Genomic DNA, 16,751 nt, shown 5'->3' with positions numbered 1-16,751 from the left:
CGCCGGATCGGGGAAAGGGTAAGGGTGGGCGTACTGACGCAGCGTCTTCACGATTCCCACTTACGCGAGGAGGATTCGATTATGGGGAAAAAACCGCTCGGCAAAAAGCATCTGGCCGCTTCGTTCTTATGCGGCGCCGTCTTGTTCTCGGGACTGTCCGCGATGGCCGCGGACAATCCGATCTCGGCCGTGGCTTCCAAGCTCAATTTCTATTCGTTCGGCGAGCGAAAAAGCGTGTCCGCAAGTTACGACAACGGACAGACCGGCGTGCCTTCGGCGTTGAATTACGGCGGCACGACCTATGTTCCGCTGCGGATGGTCGGCGATCTGCTGGACGTTCCGGTCTATTGGGACCAAGCGAACAACGCGGTCTCGGCCGGCACCGCCAAAACGATCGTCAAAAACGCGGAAGGCAAAGTGCTCGGCGGCATCGATCTGACCGAAGAAAAAGACGGGGTGCGCGTCGAGGTCAATCTGGCCGGTCTGCCTCCGGGCCCGCACGGTATCCACGTTCACCAGATGCCGATCAAAAAAGGCGATTTCGCGACGGCGCTGGGGCACTTCAATCCGACCACCCATCAGCACGGGCATCACAATCCGAAAGGCGCCCATCTCGGCGACTTCACGAAAAATCTGACCGTCAAAGCCGACGGCAGCGCGAAGGCGGAATTCTGGCTGGAAGGCGCCGACCTGAAACCGGACAGCGCCATGTCCGTCGCGGGCCGCTCCGTGATCATCCATGCGGGACCGGACGATCAGAAGACCGATCCTTCCGGCGATTCCGGCGACCGGATCGCGGGCGGAAATATCCCGAAATAATACGGGAGATTTCGCGCCTGGGCGGAAATATCCCGAAGTGATACGGGAGATTTCGCTTCCGAGCAGGAGCCGCTCGAGTAGGCGAACGAACATACGCGGCACGCACTCAAAAACGCCGAAGTCTCTAGGGACTTCGGCGTTGGACGGTCATCGAGCGTTTGGCTAGTACGCCGACCGCTTGAGAGGTTAGGTTTCGCCCTCCGAATCGGACTATTTCCGCTGCCCAATCCTGCTTTTTTGCAACTTGCCCTACCGGTCGAACTCGCCGAATCGCAGCCAATACTCTTCCGTTTTGCGAAAAACCGTTTCCGCTTCCGAACCGAAACCTTGAAGCCCGATATTGACCGTAAACGAGACGATTCCTTGATTCGCTCTCGTCAACATCCGCTGCAGCGCGCTCTGACGGCGGACGTAGGCTTCCGGCTCGTACAGTTCGATCCCGATAAACGTCTGGCCCCTCATCGTATAAGGCTCGATTCGGCGAATATCGGTCCAAGCGACAAATCCGGCGCCGAAAGCGGCCGTTCGGTCGGTCAATCCTTTCGAGTCCAGAATCAGCGCAGGAGCCAGGCTCAGCGAACGCCGCAGCCCGATTCCCAATCCGGCAATCCCCAGCAGCAGCGACAAGATCCCGATGATGCCGGTAAAGACCGAATGATCTTCCCCCGGCCCGAATCCGATCGCGATCAGAAATATCCCCGCCGCCACGAAAAGCAGACCGAACAAAGCGATTTGCAGCATTTTGCCGCGCTTGGCATGATAATGCACCGCGTTCGAACTTTCGAACCTTTGATCACTTTCCATCCGAAAAATTCCCCTCTCCTTTGAGCGTCCGTTCGCCCTGCCGTTCGAATCCTTTTTGGTTTCGGGCAAGCTCGCGCAAGACGACCGTCGTCCTATATTTGTATTTTATCCGAATTCCCCTATTTATTCCGCAAAAAAAAGAATCCGCCGATTCGTTGGCGGATTCTTGTTCATCTCGTTTTATTTGTCGCGCAGCAGCCCTTTGCTCGTCAAAAATTCGCGGGCGACCTGAGCGGCCGGACGGCCTTCGGCGTTGACGGCGTAATTCATCTGCCGCATCTCGTCGTCGGTAATCTGACCGGCCAGCACGTTCAGCACTTTCGCTAACTGCGGATATTTGTCGAGCGTCTCCTGACGCATCAGCGGCGCTCCTTGATAAGGCGGGAACAAGCCTTTGTCGTCTTCGAGCACGGTCAGATCGTACTGCGCCAGCTCGCTGTCGGTGGAATACGCGTCGAGCAGATCGATGTCGCCGCTCTTGATCGCTTGATAGCGCAGCTTCGGTTCCATCGTGAACACGCTGTGGAACTTGATGCCGTACAGCTTCTGGATGCCCAGATAACCGTCTTCCCGATCGGAGAATTCCAACGTGAAGCCCGCTTCCAGATTGTTCTCCAGCGGCTTGAGATCGGAAATCGTTTTGACTTTGTATTGTTCGGCCAACTGCTTGGACATCGCCAACGCATACGTGTTGTTGTAGGCCATCGGCTCCAACATCGCCATGTCGAACTGCTTTTTCATCCCGTCTCTCGCCTGCGCGTAGACTTCGGCGGCGTCGGTACTGACGGCCGTCGTTTTCAAGAATTCGCTGATCGCCGTTCCGGTGAATTCGGGATAGATATCGATATCGCCGCTTTGCAGGGCGGCGAACACGAACGAGGTCTTGCCGAGTCCCGTTTTCAATTCGACGGTCAGATCGGTATCTTGTTCGATCAGTTCTTTGTACATATTGATCAGAATCTCCGGTTCCGCGCCGAGCTTGCCGGCGATGACCAGATCGGCTTTGTTCGCTTGAGCGACGATCGGAATGATCAGGAACAACGCGATGATGAACGCGAAGCCGCCGAGCGCGGCGAGCGAACGCTTCAGCGAGAGCCTCTCGAGGAAGCGCAGCGCGAAGTCGAAGATGATCGCCAGCAGCGCGGCGGGAATCGCGCCGAGCAGGATCAGATTGGTGTCGTTGCGGTCGATCCCGAGCAGGATCAGCTCGCCCAGACCGCCGCCGCCGATCAAGGCGGCGAGGGTCGCGGTGCCGATGATCAGCACGGTCGCGGTGCGAATGCCGGCCATGATCACGGGCATGGCCAGCGGCAGTTCGACCTTGACCAAGCGAATACGCCGGTTCATCCCCATCGCGTCCGCCGCTTCGAGCAGCGAAGGATCGACTTCGCGCACGCCGGTATACGTATTGCGGAGAATCGGCAGCAGGGCATAGATGACGAGCGCCACCACGGCCGGCACGCGGCCGATGCCCAGCAGCGGGATCAGCAGGCCGAGCAGCGCCAGCGAAGGAATGGTCTGGAGCACGGCGGTCACGCCGATTACGCCTTCCGCGCGGCGCGGATTGCGCGCGAGCAGCAAACCGAGCGGCACGGCGATCAACGCCGCGATGAGCAGCGAGATGAACGACAAAGCGATATGCTCGCCGAGCGTCGACCACAACTGGCTCTGCCGCTCGGCGAACACGTCGAAGAAAGTCTGCATCAGCCTCGGCCTCCTTCTTCGAATTCGCGGGCGATCCGCTTGAGCGTCCGTTCGCGTTCAAGCAGTCCGACCACGTCGTCGCCCCGGCGAACGAGCAGCCGTTCTTCGGCGGCCAGATGCCACAGCAGCTCGCCGATCTCGGTATCGGCTCCGATGCTGACCGCCCCTTCGGCCGTCAGGCGGCCGTCCGGTTCCAGCGGATCGGCCAGATCTTCGGCCGTAAGCGGCGGCAGTCCTTCCCGAGCGCGGCCGCTTTCGGCCGCGTCGCCCAGAAATTCGCGCACGAAATGAGTCGCCGGCCGATGCAAGATATCGTCCGGCGTGCCGATCTGGACGATTCGGCCGCCGTTCATCACGCAGATCCGATCGCCCAACTTCAAAGCTTCGCGCATGTCGTGGGTCACGAACACGATCGTTTTACGGATACTGCGCTGAAGTTCCAAGAGATCGTTCTGAAGCTTTTCCCTCGTGACCGGGTCGAGCGCGCTGAACGGTTCGTCCATGAGCAGAATGTCCGGGTCCGCGGCGAGCGCCCGCACGACGCCGACCCGCTGCTGTTGACCGCCGGACAGTTCGGACGGACGTTTGCCGCGGTAGACCTTCGGGTCCAAGCCGACTTGGTGCAGCAGTCGATCGACCGTCTTGGCCGTTTCTTCGCGCGGACGCTGCATCAATTCCGGCACGACGGCCACGTTCTCGGCGATATTCATATGCGGAAAAAGCGCGATCTGCTGAAGCACGTAACCGATGTTCCAGCGAAGCTCGTTCAGCTTGTAGTCGCCGATCGGCCGTCCTTCGATCAGAATCCGGCCGCCGCTGGCTTCGATCAGACGGTTGATCATCTTCAGCACCGTCGTTTTGCCGCAGCCGCTGGGGCCGATCAGCACGAAAAATTCGCCTTTGTTCACCTCGAAAGACAGCTCGTCCACGGCCGCGCGGCCGTCGTCGTACCTTTTGGTGACTCCTTCAAATGAGATCATAGTTTTCTCCCGCATCGATTAGTATGGAATCCGGCGGCGCAGCAAGCGGATGTCCGGCTTCGCCTTCCGTTCTTCTATCAATACCCGCTTAAGACCGCTTGCTATCATGCGGCGCGAAATTACGTGCCGCCTGCTTCCCCGCCGCTGCCGATCGGCTTCTTTGTCCGCTTGCCGAACCTCGCCGCCGATCGACGGGGACGGACGGTTCGCAAGGCGGGACGGCTTCGCCCGTCGGTTCGTTTCGCCGCATCTTCGACGGTTGCGCGCGTCTTCGGAGGACGGTCCGCAAAGTTGAAACCGTCCCGCCGGAATCGCATAATAGAAAGAGGACTCGCGCGCCGACTCCGGCAGGAAGTCGAGCCAAGGCTCCGCTTCGATCGCATTCGCGGCTCGCCGCCCGATTCGAAGCACACTCCCCGCATGACCGAGCCCGACGACGCAGATCCCGAAACATCCCGAAACAGATATACACATGGAGGGTCATATGAATCAATCCAAGCTTATCGCCGTGATCGGCGGTACCGGAAGCGTAGGCCGCTACGTCGTCAGCTGCGCGCTGCATCAGGGCTATCGGGTACGCATGCTGGTCCGGAACGTTCGCAGTATTCAACTTCCGCCCGAGATGGCGGCCCGGCTCACCGTGATTCAAGGCGACGCCATGCAATTCGATTCGCTGCGCGAGCTGCTAAGCGGCTGCTCCGCCGTCATCAATACATTCGGCCGTCCGCCTCAAGAACAACCGTTATACAGCGTCGTGACGCGGCGCGTGCTGGAAGAAATGGAACGCGCGGGCGTCCGGCGTTACGTCGGCGTGACCGGCTTGTCCCTGAAGCTTCAAGGCGACCATAAATCGTTCGGCGGACGCGTCGTTTCCCGAATGCTCCGCTCTTTGCATCCGCAGTTCGCGCAGGATCGCCTGCTGGAACTGAACGTGCTGGAGAGCAGTTCGGCCGATTGGACGCTGGTCCGCCTGCCGGTCGTCAAAGAAGGCCAAGGCGGCTGCGAAGTGAAAGCCGATCCCGAACGCATGACCGGCAACCGGATCTATAACGGCGACGTCGCGCGTTTTCTCGTCGGCCAGATCGACCAACGCGAATACGTGCGGCGCTGTCCGTTCATCGGCAGTTGATTCCGCCCGGTCTCCGATCTGCACGGATTCCGGATTCGGCGAATGCCGTCCGCGCTCGCTGCGCGGCGACGCCGGCGACGAGACGTTCAGAAAGCCGGATCAAGATCGGACGCTTGCGCGATCGCGCGGGAACGTTTACGGTTAATGACGCGCAGACTTGCGCATTCGGAACCATTCGATAGACCTGAAGAGGAGGTTAGGCGTCATGGACTTCGTGGCGATCGACTTCGAGACGGCCAACAGCAAACGCGCCAGCGTTTGCGCGGTCGGCCTCGTCGACGTGCGCGGCGGGCGCATCGTCGACGAATATTACACGCTCGTCAACCCGCATGACGACTTCGATTATTTCTGCATCGCGGTACACGGCATCACGCCGGATCAGGTCGAAGATTCGCCGTCGTTCTCCGACATCTGGCCGGAGCTGCGGCGGCGGATCGAAGGACGCGTGCTGGTCGCCCATAACGCTTCGTTCGATATGAGCGTACTTCGGCGCAGCGCCGAAGATCATAATCTGGAGATGCCGCATATTCAATACATGTGCTCCTGCCTGCTGGCCCGCAAGATCTGGCCCGAGATGCCGAATCACAAACTGAACACCGTGGCGCGCGAGCTGGGCCTCGGCGCGTTCAAGCATCACGACGCGATCGAAGACGCGCGGACGGCCGCTTATATCTTCCTCCGCTGCTCGCAGACGGCGGAGGCTTCGGACTGCGGCGGACTCGCCGACCGATACGGCTACCGGATCGGACAGATCCTGCAAAGCGGCGAGCACGTCACGTTCTCGTCCGCCAAGCCCAAAGGCGGCCGGGGGCCTCGCTCCCGCGCGGCTCGCGGCGCGGGGGCAGGAGCAGGCGGCTCGGCCGAAGCCGCCGGGACCTTAGAAGCGGGCGGCGGCGCAGCAGCCGCAAGCCCGTCAGGAGCAGGCGGCAGCATCGCCGCCGCCCGGGCCTCGGCGCCTCCGGCGCCCAACGCGGACGCCGACCGCGGCAATCCGCTCTACGGCAAGCGGATCGTGTTCGGCGGCCGGCTCAGCGGCCTGAAGAAAGCGGAAGCGCAGCGCCTGGCGGCCGAGCTGGGCGCGCTCTGCGGCGAATCGGTCGAATGGAAGACCGATTATCTGGTTCTGGGGCGCCGCGACTACGAGCGCCATGCCGCGGGCGAAGCCGTCAGCGGCAAGACGCAGGCGGCCGCGCGTCTGGCGGCTGGCGGCGGCCGCGTGCGCGTGCTGTCCGAAGACGAGTTCGCCGTCCGGCTGCGGGAAGCGGCCGCTTCGGGAGCGGAGGCGAAGCGCGATGGATAAGCATACGCTTCAGCTTCGTTTGCAGCGGAAGATGGCGTTCGACTTGATCTTCGTCGCGCTGGCGATTGCGGCCGTCTTCTACTTCGAGCTGTATACGCTGCCCGGCATTCTGCTTCCGCTGCTGCTCGCCGCTCTGCGCGGTTACACCTTCACGCTCAATCTGCGGCGTTTCCGCCGCTTGTCGGCGGAGCTGAAAGACGAACAGCCCAAAAGCCGTTTGTACGATCGGCAGGAAGAAGACGAACCGTAAACCGAAGACGCTTCGGATGCGGATCGAAGACACGCGCATGCCAGAATCGCAAACGAAAAATCCGCGCAGCAAAAAGCCGTCCGGTTCTCCGAAAAGAGAGCCGAACGGCTTTTTTGACCTTTCTGTCCGCGTTCCCGCTTACGATCAACGGGACCAAACGGTCAAGCTTCTCCGAGCGTAACCGGAATCCCGCCGGCCGCCGCGTCTTGTCTGTCATAGATAAAATGTTCCACACTGATGATGTTTTCTTCCAAAGTGCCTTGCGAATTATCGAAATACAGGACCGAATTTCCCGGCAGATCCCACAGCACTTCCGTGCGCTGCATCCGCTGGACGAATTCGTCCCAGTTCGCCAGTTTCCACTCGTCCGCTTTGTGCCCGCGTTCTTGGATCCGTTTCTTGTATTGGGTCATATCTTCCAGATAGACGTACACGACTTTGACTTCCACGTCGTTCACCGTCGCTCCGATCTTCGACAATTCTTCGTGAATCCAGTCGGGATTGCGAATCTCGCTCGTGAACGGTCCGACCGCGAAGACGTCCAGACCCAGCTCCAGATTCTCCAGCGCCACGTCCATCGTCAAGCGGTAGCCCAGATCCCGGCAGAGCAGCTTGTACGCCGCCGAATCGCGGTCGTGCGGATCATGGCCCATCAGCGTCATGATCTTCTCGCTCGCCGGACGGGACGCCGTGTCCATATCCAGGAATACAGGATGTTCTTTGATCGTAATGCCTTTGGCGATCGTCGTTTTGCCGCTTCCGGCTCCCCCTACGAAAAATACCAGTTTGCGCATATCGTGTTTCATCCCCTTCACTTGCCTGTTTGACAGTCGATTTCATAATTTTCATTTTAACATAATCAATTCGAGAGCGTTCATGCATTTTTCGATTTTCGATAGGGAATTTAGATTCGACGGGCGCCTCTACGCCGCGAGATCCCCTTATGTTACTTCTAACCTTTTTCGGCATCCGTTAACGTTTGAATGAGCGCAATTCGAAATCTCACGGCTTAGATCCGGAAAAAGGCTTTCGCCGTCTCCGTCGTCTCCCGCATGATCGCCTCCGCGCTGCGACCGGTGCAAGCGGCGACCGCTTCCGCGATATGCGGCAGGAATTTCGGTTCGTTGCGGCCGTCTTTGGGCTTAGGAACGAGATCTCGCGGCGTCAGGAACGGCGCATCCGTCTCGATCATCAGCCGTTCCGGCGGGATGATCTTCACCAGATCGCGCAGATGTTTGCCCCGCCGCTCGTCGCAGATCCAGCCGGTGATGCCGATATGGAGTCCCATATCGAGATAAGTTCGCAGTTCCTGCGCGGTCCCGGTAAAACAGTGCACGACGGCCGGAAGTTCGGGCGGTTTGGCCCGCCGCAGGATCGTCGCGAAGTCTTCGTGCGCGTCGCGCTCATGCAGAAACAGCGGAAGCTCCAGCTCTTCGGCCAGTTCGATCTGCTTCACGAACCATTCCCGCTGCACCTCGCGCGGCGAAAAGTCGCGGTTGTAGTCCAACCCGCATTCGCCGATCGCGACGACTTCTCCGCCTGCCGCCAGATCGCTCAGCTTCCGAATCGTGCGGGCGTCGCAGCTCTTGGCATCGTGCGGATGCACGCCGGCCGTCGCGTACAGACGGCCCGAATGCCGCCGCGCGTACTCCGCCGCCGCTTCGCTGCTGCGCACGCTGGTCCCCGTGATGATCAGCGGCGATACGCCGGCTTCCAGCGCGGCTTCGACTACCGCTTCGCGGTCGGAGCCGAACGAGCGATGCATCAGATTGATGCCGATATCGATCGTCTGCGGTTTGCCGCCGGATTCGCCGGCTCCGCGTTCGGCTTCGTTTTGAGGCGCAGGTTCATGCTTATTCGCGGAATGAGTGTCGTTTGTCATCAGAAGTCCTCCTTATTTTCCGAAATGCTGCAAAAATCCATCATTTTCGTGCGATCCGAAGATTTAGGTTCGATTTGTTGCGAGAATCCATCATTTACCGTCTTTTTTGCGCCAAAAGCTTGCGAAACCGGAAAAATGATGGATTCTCGCAATATTTTTGCCTGTTTCCGCCGATCCGCATACGAAATATTGGATATTTGCAGCATTTTTTATAATTGAGCTTTATCGCCCCGGCTTATCCTCGTACGTCTCGTCTTCCGCCATCAAGTCGGACGGAATGCGTTCCGCCAGCCAGACGCCGCTGCCCGCGTCGTAGAACACGACGCCCGCTTCGGCCGCGGCCGCCGTGTCCAAGCGCAGCATGACCAGCTTGCCTTTTCGCCGCCCGGCCAGCGCGGCGAACTGCGTCTCGGCCGACAGATGCACGTACTCGCGTCCCATCGGCAGCAGCCCGTGTTCCTCGATCGACGGCATGGCATGCCGGCTCGTGCCGTGATAGAGCACGCTCGGCGGCGTGCCTTCCGGGTACGTCACGCGGCCGAAACTGTGGCCGTACCGCGCGCGGATGCGCGGGGCGGCAGAACCCTCATTGCTGACTGACGATCCGCCTGAATGAACAGCCTCGGCTGCCCTGCTTCCCGCTTTCGAAGCGGCTTCTTCGGTATCGTTACCGCTGGTTATCGGCTTTCCTGCTGCTTCCTGCGGATCGCTTATCTCCGACTTCACGCCTGTTGTTTCCGGCTTAACTTTAGTTTCTCGTGTTCCGCCGACTGACGAAGCGCCGTCGCTCCGTTCCGAGACCGCTTCGCCGCCGGCATTTTCTGCCGCTGGGCCGCTTTCGCTTGCGGACGCTCCGCTTTCGATAATCTCGAACCGCTGCTTATCCGAGCGGCGTACCACGCCGCGGATCTCTTCTTCGGTCGTCTGTTCGTAGCCCGTGCGGCGGCGCATCGCTTCGAGCAGCTCGTCCAGACCGCATGAACCGTCTTCCGGATCGAGCTTCAGTCCGAACTCTTCCGGCGAATGACGCAGCATCATCGACATCAGCTTGCTGATTTTTTTGTCGCGTTCGGCTGTGGACAGCTTCGGTTGCTGCCCTTGCCCGCGATAAGGATTGCCGGACCCGGCAGACGTTTTTTTCGATTCGCTATTTGAATTCTTTTTCGATTTTCCCATTTTTCGTTTCCCTCGATTCTGTTCGTTCTCCGCTTTCTTGCAGCTCGGCTTCCGCCCGTTTGACGCCCGGCATCTCCAGCCAATCCCGATATTCGTTCCTCAGCCAAGGATCTTGCTCGACGGACGCGCGCGAACGAATCTCCGCAGCCACGCGGGGCGTCGCTTCCCGATCGATGGCGAGCGCGACGAAATCGACGATATCGTGCAGGCCGACGATCTCGGAAGCTTCCGCATGCAGGTCGATCAGCGCGATCAAAGCTTCTTCCGAATCCTCGTCCAAACGCATCGTCAACCGGTCCAAACGCTCGTACAGCGCCTTGATTTTTTGCTCCTCTTCCATCCGCGAATGTCCCCTTTCCCTATTCAACGCAAAAACGACCCCATTTGTTTCCCCGGAGCCGCATTTTGATTGCCCGGTCGCGGTTTTGCCGCTTTCCGAAGCTCAGTCTTTGTAAGGATCGTATTCGTTCGCGCCCGCCATCGCCACGCCGATCGGTTTCAGCGTGTGCAGCACGTCGAGCGTCTCCGAATGCGCGTCCAGCACTTCTTGAAGCTGCCGGTACACGAACGGACTCTCGTCCGTTCCGCCGCCGCGCAGTTCCACGCCGAAGTCCCGGACCGCGCCCATCATGCGTTCTTCGCTGATCTCGCCGCCGACGCGCACGCGCGTTTTCCAGTTCATTTTGCCCGCGGCCTGCGTTCGGCTCATCAGTCGGCCCGCTCCGTGCACCGTGCTGTAGAACGCTTCGCGGTTCTCCGCCGTGTCTTTGCCGCGTACGATGACCGAGATATCGCCCATGCTGCCGCCGATGAAACCGAGCTGTCCCGGCGCCGAAGGCGTCGCTCCTTTGCGCACGACGATGCACTCTTTGCCTTCATGCTCTTCTTTCCAAGCGAAGTTGTGATGGTTATGCACTTCGAAATCGCTCTGCGCGCCGAGAATGTTCAGCACCTGATCGATCACGTAATCGCGGCCCGCATACGCGTAACGTCCGGCGAGCTTCATCGCGCGGTAATACAGGTCGCCGAGTTCGCTGTCCAGATCGAGCAGCACCGGCGGTTGATCCATGCTCTCGCCCGGAGCTTTGCCCAGAAAATCGCGATCCGCCGCCAGATTCAAGAATCCGCTCGCCGTCTTATGCCCGAATCCGCGGCTTCCGAAATGGTTGCCGACCCAGATTCGGCCCGTCGAAGGCTCTTCGAAAATATCCACGTAATGATTTCCGCTGCCGACCGTTCCGAGCTGCTCTCGCGCCAACTTTTTAAGTTTGTCGTGCACGTTTCCGCCGATCTGCCGATACACCGACCAGTCGGGATCGTCGAACAGGTCGTGGTCCACCTTTTTCTGATTGACGCGTCCGACGCCGAATTCGACTTTGCGCGCGATCTCGTCCATGATGCGTTTGATTTGCGGTTTCACGTCGGCGGCCGTCAAGTCGGTGCGCACCGCTTTGTTGCCGCAGGCGATATCGTAACCGACTCCGCTCGGCGAGATCTGCCCGTCGTACGCAAGCACGCCGCCGATCGGTTGGCTGTAGCCTTTGTGATGGTCGGCCATCAGCAGCGTCTGCACCACGTTTCCGTGATACGCGCACGTCTGAGCTTGTTTGAGCGCCCCTTCGTCCGCTTTTCCCCATACCCGTACTTTGCCGATCGTCTGATAACTCATGGCTGTTCATTCCCTTCTTTATTCAAAAGCGGCGTTCGCTTCTTCCGCGCCCGCCGCAGTCATCGCTTAATTCTCATTACCCTCGCGGTCCAGATCCATCTTCGCCACTCGTTCGCTCATCGGACCGAATCCGCGCGCCGCCGCCGAAATGTAAGGCAGCACCTGATCGCTCCAACCGTAGACGTAATACGTGTTCTCGTCTTCCGCCGGCATCATCGAACCCCGATACGGAGCCAGATCTACGATAAACGCCTTAGCGCTGCGGTTGATCTTGCTGCGATAATTTCGAAGCTCCCGGTAAAAAGGACTTCCCTGATTCTGCTGCTCGTCCGTAATCATGATGATCTGGTCGACGTTCTCGCGCAGTTCGGTCAGACGACGCACCGGAAGACCGGTGTCCGTACCGCCTCTGGCTTTGATCCGCGCCGCTTGACCCATAATACTTGCGTTTCTCGACGGCTTCGGATCGTGAACGCGGTCGTCGAACAGCAGGAAAACGGAATTGCCGCCTGTTTTCTTGTAGAGCGCCAGCGCGAATACGGAGCCGGTTCGCAGGTATTCGCCTTCCATCGAACCGGAGATATCGAGCAAAATGGCGGTACGGCCTGGAATTTCCGGCAGGCTGGCGAACGTCAGCTCGACGGCTTGCGCCAACGCTTCTTTGAGCGCGGCGGGCTTCACCTGATCGTAAGCGGTCGCGAAACGCATCGGCAGGATTTTGCTTTTGCGCAGCGCTTCGGCGTCCGTCAGGCGTTCGATCGCGTAGCGCAGATGCTGCGGTTTCTCGAACAACCCTTCGCGCTCGAACGTGTTCAGATGGCGCAGCAGCGCGAACGTCGGCATCTGGTAAAGCAGCGCTTCCCAGATCTTTTTGTTCGCCGTGATCGCGCCCGTAACCGTCTCGTAAGGCAGCTTGCCTTCGCGGATCAAGCGAACTTTCTCTTTGTCTTTATTCGCTCTCTTAAGCTGCTCGACGGCCGCGATCTGCGGAAGTTCCGTAAGGCTGGTCTCATGGCCGCGCAGATAACGGAACAGCGCCCGCTGCCGCTCGTCGACCGGAATCGGATGCGCCGTAGCGATCGCGTCGCCCAGATTGTAACCCCGTCCGCGGCCGCCGTATTTGATCGCCCAATATTCGGTCGCTCCGCGCAGGAAGTTCGCGACTTGGCGTTTAACGGCGCGACCGCCTTGTCCGCGGCCTTGACCTTTAAGAATCGTCAGGAAGTCCGCCAGATCGGACGGGATCAGAATGACCTTCACGAAGACTTTGGCGAACAGGTCGGGGCGGGCTTTGGACAGCATCGCCAGACCGTAGATCGGCTGGAGCCGCATGAAGCCCTGCTTGCGAGCGAAGACCAGCGCCCGCGCCATGAATTCCGGGTTCAGCTCGGCCATGATCTCGTGCGTTTCGGCCGCCTGAGCCAGCAGCTCGTTCTCGTCGGCGTAGAACGTCCGGCCCAAAGTGTTGGTCAGCAGCATTTGAAGATATTCTTCTTCGACGCTGCGCCGGTGGGCGCGATATCCTTCTCGGTTGGGCGAATTCGGCGGGGTAAAACGTTGAACGGCTCGGCTCATGTCGGCGGCCTCCTTTTTTAATATGTAAAAGAATGTCTGAATCGCGATAAAAGATCCGGCGAGGAAATCGGTGAAGAAGGCATCGGCGGGACTCGAACCCGCCTGCTGCCGTTTGGGTTTCGTAGGGTCGAAGTAGCCCTCTTCGGCGCCTCGCCGGTGTGTCTTGAAAGGTTATTTACCAAGAAAGTAAAGGCTTGCCCGAGGAAAGTTGTGAGAAGGTACGTTGCTGCTCTATCCACTGAGCTATTCCGCCGCGTAATGACGGAAGCCGGATTCGAACCGGCGACCTGCCGATTAAGAGTCGAAGTAACCCTCTCTGGCGCCTCGGACGATCGGGAGTTCCGCTTCCGGCCTGCCGGCCTCGGCGTGTTCCCTTTGCCTGTGTCCATATTCGCACGATGCGGGGGGAGGGAACAGGGCGGAAGTATGGCAATAAGTATAATTGCCTGATATACTTCGCGCCTTGGCGGAAGCCGCCTAATTTCAACAAAACAAAAAGCCTTCCTCATAATGAAGGGAAAGCTTGAGTTTAGGCCGGGATGTCTGTTTAAACCCTTAAGTCGCCGATTCGATCCGTGCGGTCGTAGAGACTGGTTCTTCATTTGTTTATTCGCCGCAAGCTTTACCGCTCAAGCAGCCGCTGCAGCTGCGTCCGCATCGAGCGAGATCAACTTTCGAATTCTAACGGAACGAGGCGACGCTTAGCGGGCATTTGGAGCGGTTTTCAGATTCTAACGGATTCAGATGACGCTTAGAACGAAAAAAGGCCGGTTTTCAGCCTAAAAAGACACCAATCGGACGGCTAAGGAATCGACGATCCGTTAGAATTTCGAAAAGGGCCGTTTTGCGCTCCTAAGGAATCTACGATCCGTTAGCGAGCCCGCCCCTTCGTAGGCTTCCGAAAACTGATTTCTCTCGGAGTCGGCTCGCTTCCTTCGTCGACGTGACTTTCCCGGCATCCTGAGCCGCCCCTCACCAAAAGGAAGGTCTTCCGAACTCCGAACTCCGAAATCAAAGCAGCGCAAGCCGCCCGCCCGGATGCTCCGGCAGCACGGCCTCGACCAGATTCTTGACCGCCGTCTGCTCGCAGTCCCAGAGCGAAGCCGGCCAGTCCGTCAGATGCACGAGCTCTCCCCGGTCCATGACGGCGACGCGGTCGCACAGCATCATCGCGGCTTGAATATCGTGCGTGATGAACAGATACGAGACGCCGAGCGAAGCTTTCAGCTCGGCCAGCAGATCCAGAATCAGCGATTGATGCACCCGATCCAGGCTGCTGACCGGCTCGTCGAGCACGATCAGTTTGGGGCGAAGCGCGATCGCCCGGGCGATATTGATCCGCTGCAGCTGTCCGCCGCTGAATTGATCCGGCCTTTTGTTTCCGTCATCCGCGGACAGGCCGACCTGTTCCAACAGTTCGCCTGTCCGCCGCTTCGATTCCCGAGCCGACAGCCGCTCGTAATTGCGAAGCGGCTCGCCGATGATCCGGTCCGCGGTCATCAGCGGATTGACGGAGGAATGGCAGTCTTGGAACACGACTTGTATATCCCGGCGCAGCGTTTTGCGGATTCGGCCGCCTGCCGCGTACAGATCGCGGCCTTCGAACAAGACCTGCCCTTGATCGGGCTTTTGCAGGCCGAGCACGGTCCGGCCCAGCGTGCTTTTTCCCGCGCCGCTCGTGCCGAGCAGTCCCAGGCAGCAGCCGCGTTCCAGCTCGAAAGAAACCTGCTTCAGCACAGGGGTCTTTTCGCTTCGCGGTCTCAGCCAGCTTCTATGGTTACCGTAGCTGTAGCACACTTCCTGAACTTGAAGCATATCAGGCTTCCTTTCTAATACGGGGTCTGGCCTGCAGCAGCATGCGCGTATATTCGTGCCGAGGATCGTCGAACAGTCGATGCACATCGGCATATTCGACGATCTCGCCTTTTCTCATCACCGCGACCTCGTCGGCCATCTGGGCGATCACGCCGAGATCATGCGAGACCAGCAGCACGGACGTCCCGCATTCCGTTTTCAACCGTTCCAATTCCCGCAGCACCTGAAGTTGGTTGACGGCATCCAACGCGGTCGTCGGCTCGTCCGCGATCACCAGCTCGGGACGCAGGCACAAACAGATCGCGATCATCACGCGCTGCAGCATCCCTCCGCTCAACTGATGCGGGTAACGCTTCATGATCTTGTCCGGTTCGGGCAGATTGACCGATTCCAACGAACGGGCGGCCTGCTCGCGAGCCTGCGCTTTGGACATCCGCGAATGGGCGCGCAGCGTCTCGACGAACTGCGAACCGACCGTATACACCGGCGTAAAAGCGTTCATCGGATTCTGCATGATGCAGCCGATCTCTTTGCCGCGGATCGTTCGCAGCGTCCTGCCGGGGAGGTCGGTCAGCTCACGCCCGTTCAAACGGACGCTGCCTTCGACGCTCATCGCCCGCTTATCGAGAAGCCCCAGAATCGCGCTGCAGGTCAGGGATTTGCCGCTTCCGCTTTCTCCGACGATTCCGAGCACGCGGCCGCGGCCGAGGCTCAAGTCGATCGACTTCAGCAGCTGCGCAGGCTCGCCGCTTTTCAACCCGACCCGCAGACCGCGGACTTCCAGCACGTTGGTTTCCTGCATCTTTTCCCCTCCTTGTCAGCATTCGTTTCCGGGTCTAACGCTTGGCGACGCCGTAACGTTCGGACAGCGCTTCGCCGACGATATTGAACGTCATCACCACGATCAGAATCAGGATGCCCGGATAGATCATCAGCTCCGGATGGCTGCGGATATGGCTCGTCCCTTCATGGATCATCGCGCCCCATTCCGCGTTGGGCGGCTGAATCCCGAGTCCCAAGAAAGACAGCGCCGAGATATCCATGATCGCCCAGCCCATCTCCAGCGTCGCCATGACCACGATCGGACGCTGCACGTTGGGAATGATATGCCTGCGGATAATCTGCCACGAAGACGAGCCGCTGACCCGCGCCGCCGCGATAAACGGACGTTCTTTGAGCGAGACGACCATGTTGCGGCAGATCCGCGCATAATACACCCACTGCACCATCATCAGCGCCAGCAGTACCTGCATGAGTCCGGGCCCGAAGATCCCCACGATGCCGAGCACCAGTACGAGATTCGGAAAAGCCATGATTCCTTCGCACACGCGCATGATCAGATTGTCCAGCCGGCCGCCGACGTAACCCGACAGCGCGCCGACCAGAGTTCCCAGCACCAACGAAGACAGGAAGATCAGAAACGCGAAGCCCAGCGACACCCTCGCTCCGTAGATCAGGCGGGAAAGGTTATCGCGGCCCAAATGATCGGTGCCCAGCCAATGCTGCGCGGACGGCCCGTCCAGCTTATGCACCAGATCGACTTTCACCGGATCATGCGGCGCGATCCAAGGCGCGAAGATCGCGACGAGGAAGAACAAAAGGATCACGCCCGCGCAAACCGCGATCATATATCGGCCTTTCACAGCCT

16 protein-coding genes are annotated in these 16,751 nt (G+C 59.5%); 4 read left to right on the top strand and 12 right to left on the bottom strand.

Features of this window, described 5'->3' with window-relative positions; all coding sequences use genetic code 11:
* Nucleotides 1–81: 81 nt before the first annotated feature.
* Complete coding sequence (locus tag CDO73_RS10360) at nucleotides 82–819, top strand: superoxide dismutase family protein (RefSeq protein ID WP_088488446.1); 738 nt, start codon at nucleotides 82–84, stop codon at nucleotides 817–819.
* A gap of 249 nt (nucleotides 820–1,068) precedes the next feature.
* On the opposite strand, the gene CDO73_RS10355 is transcribed toward CDO73_RS10360, so the two are convergent.
* The 3 genes from CDO73_RS10355 to CDO73_RS10345 all read right to left on the bottom strand — a co-directional run bounded on the left by CDO73_RS10355 (nucleotide 1,069) and on the right by CDO73_RS10345 (nucleotide 4,307).
* A complete protein-coding gene (locus CDO73_RS10355) occupies nucleotides 1,069–1,623 on the bottom strand; it encodes an STM3941 family protein (protein WP_088488445.1) in 555 nt (184 codons plus the stop codon).
* Between the two features lie 180 nt (nucleotides 1,624–1,803).
* Nucleotides 1,804–3,327, bottom strand: a complete 1,524-nt coding sequence (locus CDO73_RS10350; protein ID WP_088488444.1) for an ABC transporter permease/substrate-binding protein — start codon at nucleotides 3,325–3,327, stop codon at nucleotides 1,804–1,806.
* On the bottom strand, nucleotides 3,327–4,307 hold the full coding sequence (locus CDO73_RS10345; protein ID WP_088488443.1) for an ABC transporter ATP-binding protein: 981 nt from the start codon (nucleotides 4,305–4,307) through the stop codon (nucleotides 3,327–3,329). Before CDO73_RS10345 ends, CDO73_RS10350 begins: the two co-directional genes overlap by 1 nt.
* A gap of 484 nt (nucleotides 4,308–4,791) precedes the next feature.
* On the opposite strand from CDO73_RS10345, the gene CDO73_RS10335 reads away from it, so the two are divergent.
* From CDO73_RS10335 to CDO73_RS10325, 3 genes are all read left to right on the top strand, one after another.
* Nucleotides 4,792–5,436: an NAD(P)-dependent oxidoreductase gene (locus CDO73_RS10335; protein ID WP_179218659.1), complete on the top strand. Its 645-nt coding sequence runs from the start codon at nucleotides 4,792–4,794 to the stop codon at nucleotides 5,434–5,436.
* A 205-nt stretch (nucleotides 5,437–5,641) separates the two neighbouring features.
* Nucleotides 5,642–6,736: a 3'-5' exonuclease gene (locus CDO73_RS10330; RefSeq protein ID WP_088488440.1), complete on the top strand. Its 1,095-nt coding sequence runs from the start codon at nucleotides 5,642–5,644 to the stop codon at nucleotides 6,734–6,736.
* On the top strand, nucleotides 6,729–6,986 hold the full coding sequence (locus CDO73_RS10325; protein ID WP_088488439.1) for a hypothetical protein: 258 nt from the start codon (nucleotides 6,729–6,731) through the stop codon (nucleotides 6,984–6,986). Before CDO73_RS10330 ends, CDO73_RS10325 begins: the two co-directional genes overlap by 8 nt.
* A 161-nt stretch (nucleotides 6,987–7,147) precedes the next feature.
* Here the strand turns inward: CDO73_RS10325 and CDO73_RS10320 are convergent, their stop codons facing one another.
* The 9 genes from CDO73_RS10320 to nikC all read right to left on the bottom strand — a co-directional run bounded on the left by CDO73_RS10320 (nucleotide 7,148) and on the right by nikC (nucleotide 16,731).
* Nucleotides 7,148–7,780, bottom strand: a complete 633-nt coding sequence (locus tag CDO73_RS10320) for a P-loop nucleotide/nucleoside kinase family protein (RefSeq protein ID WP_088488438.1) — start codon at nucleotides 7,778–7,780, stop codon at nucleotides 7,148–7,150.
* 215 nt (nucleotides 7,781–7,995) lie between these two features.
* On the bottom strand, nucleotides 7,996–8,868 hold the full coding sequence (locus tag CDO73_RS10315; RefSeq protein WP_088488437.1) for a TatD family hydrolase: 873 nt from the start codon (nucleotides 8,866–8,868) through the stop codon (nucleotides 7,996–7,998).
* Between the two features lie 222 nt (nucleotides 8,869–9,090).
* Nucleotides 9,091–10,044 carry an RNA 2'-phosphotransferase gene (locus tag CDO73_RS10305; RefSeq protein WP_088488435.1) on the bottom strand — a complete coding sequence of 318 codons (954 nt, stop codon included), beginning with the start codon at nucleotides 10,042–10,044 and terminating at the stop codon, nucleotides 9,091–9,093.
* Entirely contained in the window at nucleotides 10,016–10,384 is a 369-nt protein-coding gene (locus tag CDO73_RS10300; RefSeq protein ID WP_088488434.1) for a hypothetical protein, read from the bottom strand. The genes CDO73_RS10305 and CDO73_RS10300 overlap by 29 nt, the downstream gene beginning before the upstream one ends.
* Before the next feature lie 102 nt (nucleotides 10,385–10,486).
* Nucleotides 10,487–11,713, bottom strand: coding sequence for an RtcB family protein (locus CDO73_RS10295; RefSeq protein ID WP_088488433.1), 1,227 nt, complete (start codon nucleotides 11,711–11,713; stop codon nucleotides 10,487–10,489).
* A gap of 66 nt (nucleotides 11,714–11,779) precedes the next feature.
* Entirely contained in the window at nucleotides 11,780–13,288 is a 1,509-nt protein-coding gene (locus CDO73_RS10290) for a TROVE domain-containing protein (RefSeq protein WP_088488432.1), read from the bottom strand.
* Nucleotides 13,289–14,299: 1,011 nt separating this feature from the next.
* Nucleotides 14,300–15,103: an ABC transporter ATP-binding protein gene (locus CDO73_RS10280; RefSeq protein ID WP_088488431.1), complete on the bottom strand. Its 804-nt coding sequence runs from the start codon at nucleotides 15,101–15,103 to the stop codon at nucleotides 14,300–14,302.
* Nucleotide 15,104: 1 nt separating this feature from the next.
* Nucleotides 15,105–15,905, bottom strand: a complete 801-nt coding sequence (locus CDO73_RS10275) for an ABC transporter ATP-binding protein (RefSeq protein ID WP_088488430.1) — start codon at nucleotides 15,903–15,905, stop codon at nucleotides 15,105–15,107.
* Nucleotides 15,906–15,939: 34 nt separating this feature from the next.
* Entirely contained in the window at nucleotides 15,940–16,731 is a 792-nt protein-coding gene (gene nikC, locus CDO73_RS10270) for a nickel ABC transporter permease subunit NikC (protein ID WP_088488475.1), read from the bottom strand.
* Nucleotides 16,732–16,751: the final 20 nt, after the last annotated feature.

It is taken from the genome of Saccharibacillus sp. O23, assembly GCF_002205895.1.
In the GTDB taxonomy this organism is placed as follows: Bacteria; Bacillota; Bacilli; order Paenibacillales; family Paenibacillaceae; genus Saccharibacillus.
The sequence above is the reverse complement of the archived record's forward strand: the minus strand, read 5'-3'. Positions and strand labels throughout refer to the sequence as shown.

Coding starts and splice junctions, on each gene's coding strand:
- CDO73_RS10320 (WP_088488438.1), bottom strand. CDS start 7,780: ATGCGCAAACTGGTATTTTTCGTAGGGGGAGCCGGAAGCGGCAAAACG.
- CDO73_RS10305 (WP_088488435.1), bottom strand. CDS start 10,044: ATGGGAAAATCGAAAAAGAATTCAAATAGCGAATCGAAAAAAACGTCT.
- CDO73_RS10290 (WP_088488432.1), bottom strand. CDS start 13,288: ATGAGCCGAGCCGTTCAACGTTTTACCCCGCCGAATTCGCCCAACCGA.
- nikC (WP_088488475.1), bottom strand. CDS start 16,731: ATGATCGCGGTTTGCGCGGGCGTGATCCTTTTGTTCTTCCTCGTCGCG.
- CDO73_RS10280 (WP_088488431.1), bottom strand. CDS start 15,103: ATGCTTCAAGTTCAGGAAGTGTGCTACAGCTACGGTAACCATAGAAGC.
- CDO73_RS10335 (WP_179218659.1), top strand. CDS start 4,792: ATGAATCAATCCAAGCTTATCGCCGTGATCGGCGGTACCGGAAGCGTA.
- CDO73_RS10315 (WP_088488437.1), bottom strand. CDS start 8,868: ATGACAAACGACACTCATTCCGCGAATAAGCATGAACCTGCGCCTCAA.
- CDO73_RS10350 (WP_088488444.1), bottom strand. CDS start 3,327: ATGCAGACTTTCTTCGACGTGTTCGCCGAGCGGCAGAGCCAGTTGTGG.
- CDO73_RS10360 (WP_088488446.1), top strand. CDS start 82: ATGGGGAAAAAACCGCTCGGCAAAAAGCATCTGGCCGCTTCGTTCTTA.
- CDO73_RS10325 (WP_088488439.1), top strand. CDS start 6,729: ATGGATAAGCATACGCTTCAGCTTCGTTTGCAGCGGAAGATGGCGTTC.
- CDO73_RS10295 (WP_088488433.1), bottom strand. CDS start 11,713: ATGAGTTATCAGACGATCGGCAAAGTACGGGTATGGGGAAAAGCGGAC.
- CDO73_RS10275 (WP_088488430.1), bottom strand. CDS start 15,905: ATGCAGGAAACCAACGTGCTGGAAGTCCGCGGTCTGCGGGTCGGGTTG.
- CDO73_RS10300 (WP_088488434.1), bottom strand. CDS start 10,384: ATGGAAGAGGAGCAAAAAATCAAGGCGCTGTACGAGCGTTTGGACCGG.
- CDO73_RS10345 (WP_088488443.1), bottom strand. CDS start 4,307: ATGATCTCATTTGAAGGAGTCACCAAAAGGTACGACGACGGCCGCGCG.
- CDO73_RS10330 (WP_088488440.1), top strand. CDS start 5,642: ATGGACTTCGTGGCGATCGACTTCGAGACGGCCAACAGCAAACGCGCC.
- CDO73_RS10355 (WP_088488445.1), bottom strand. CDS start 1,623: ATGGAAAGTGATCAAAGGTTCGAAAGTTCGAACGCGGTGCATTATCAT.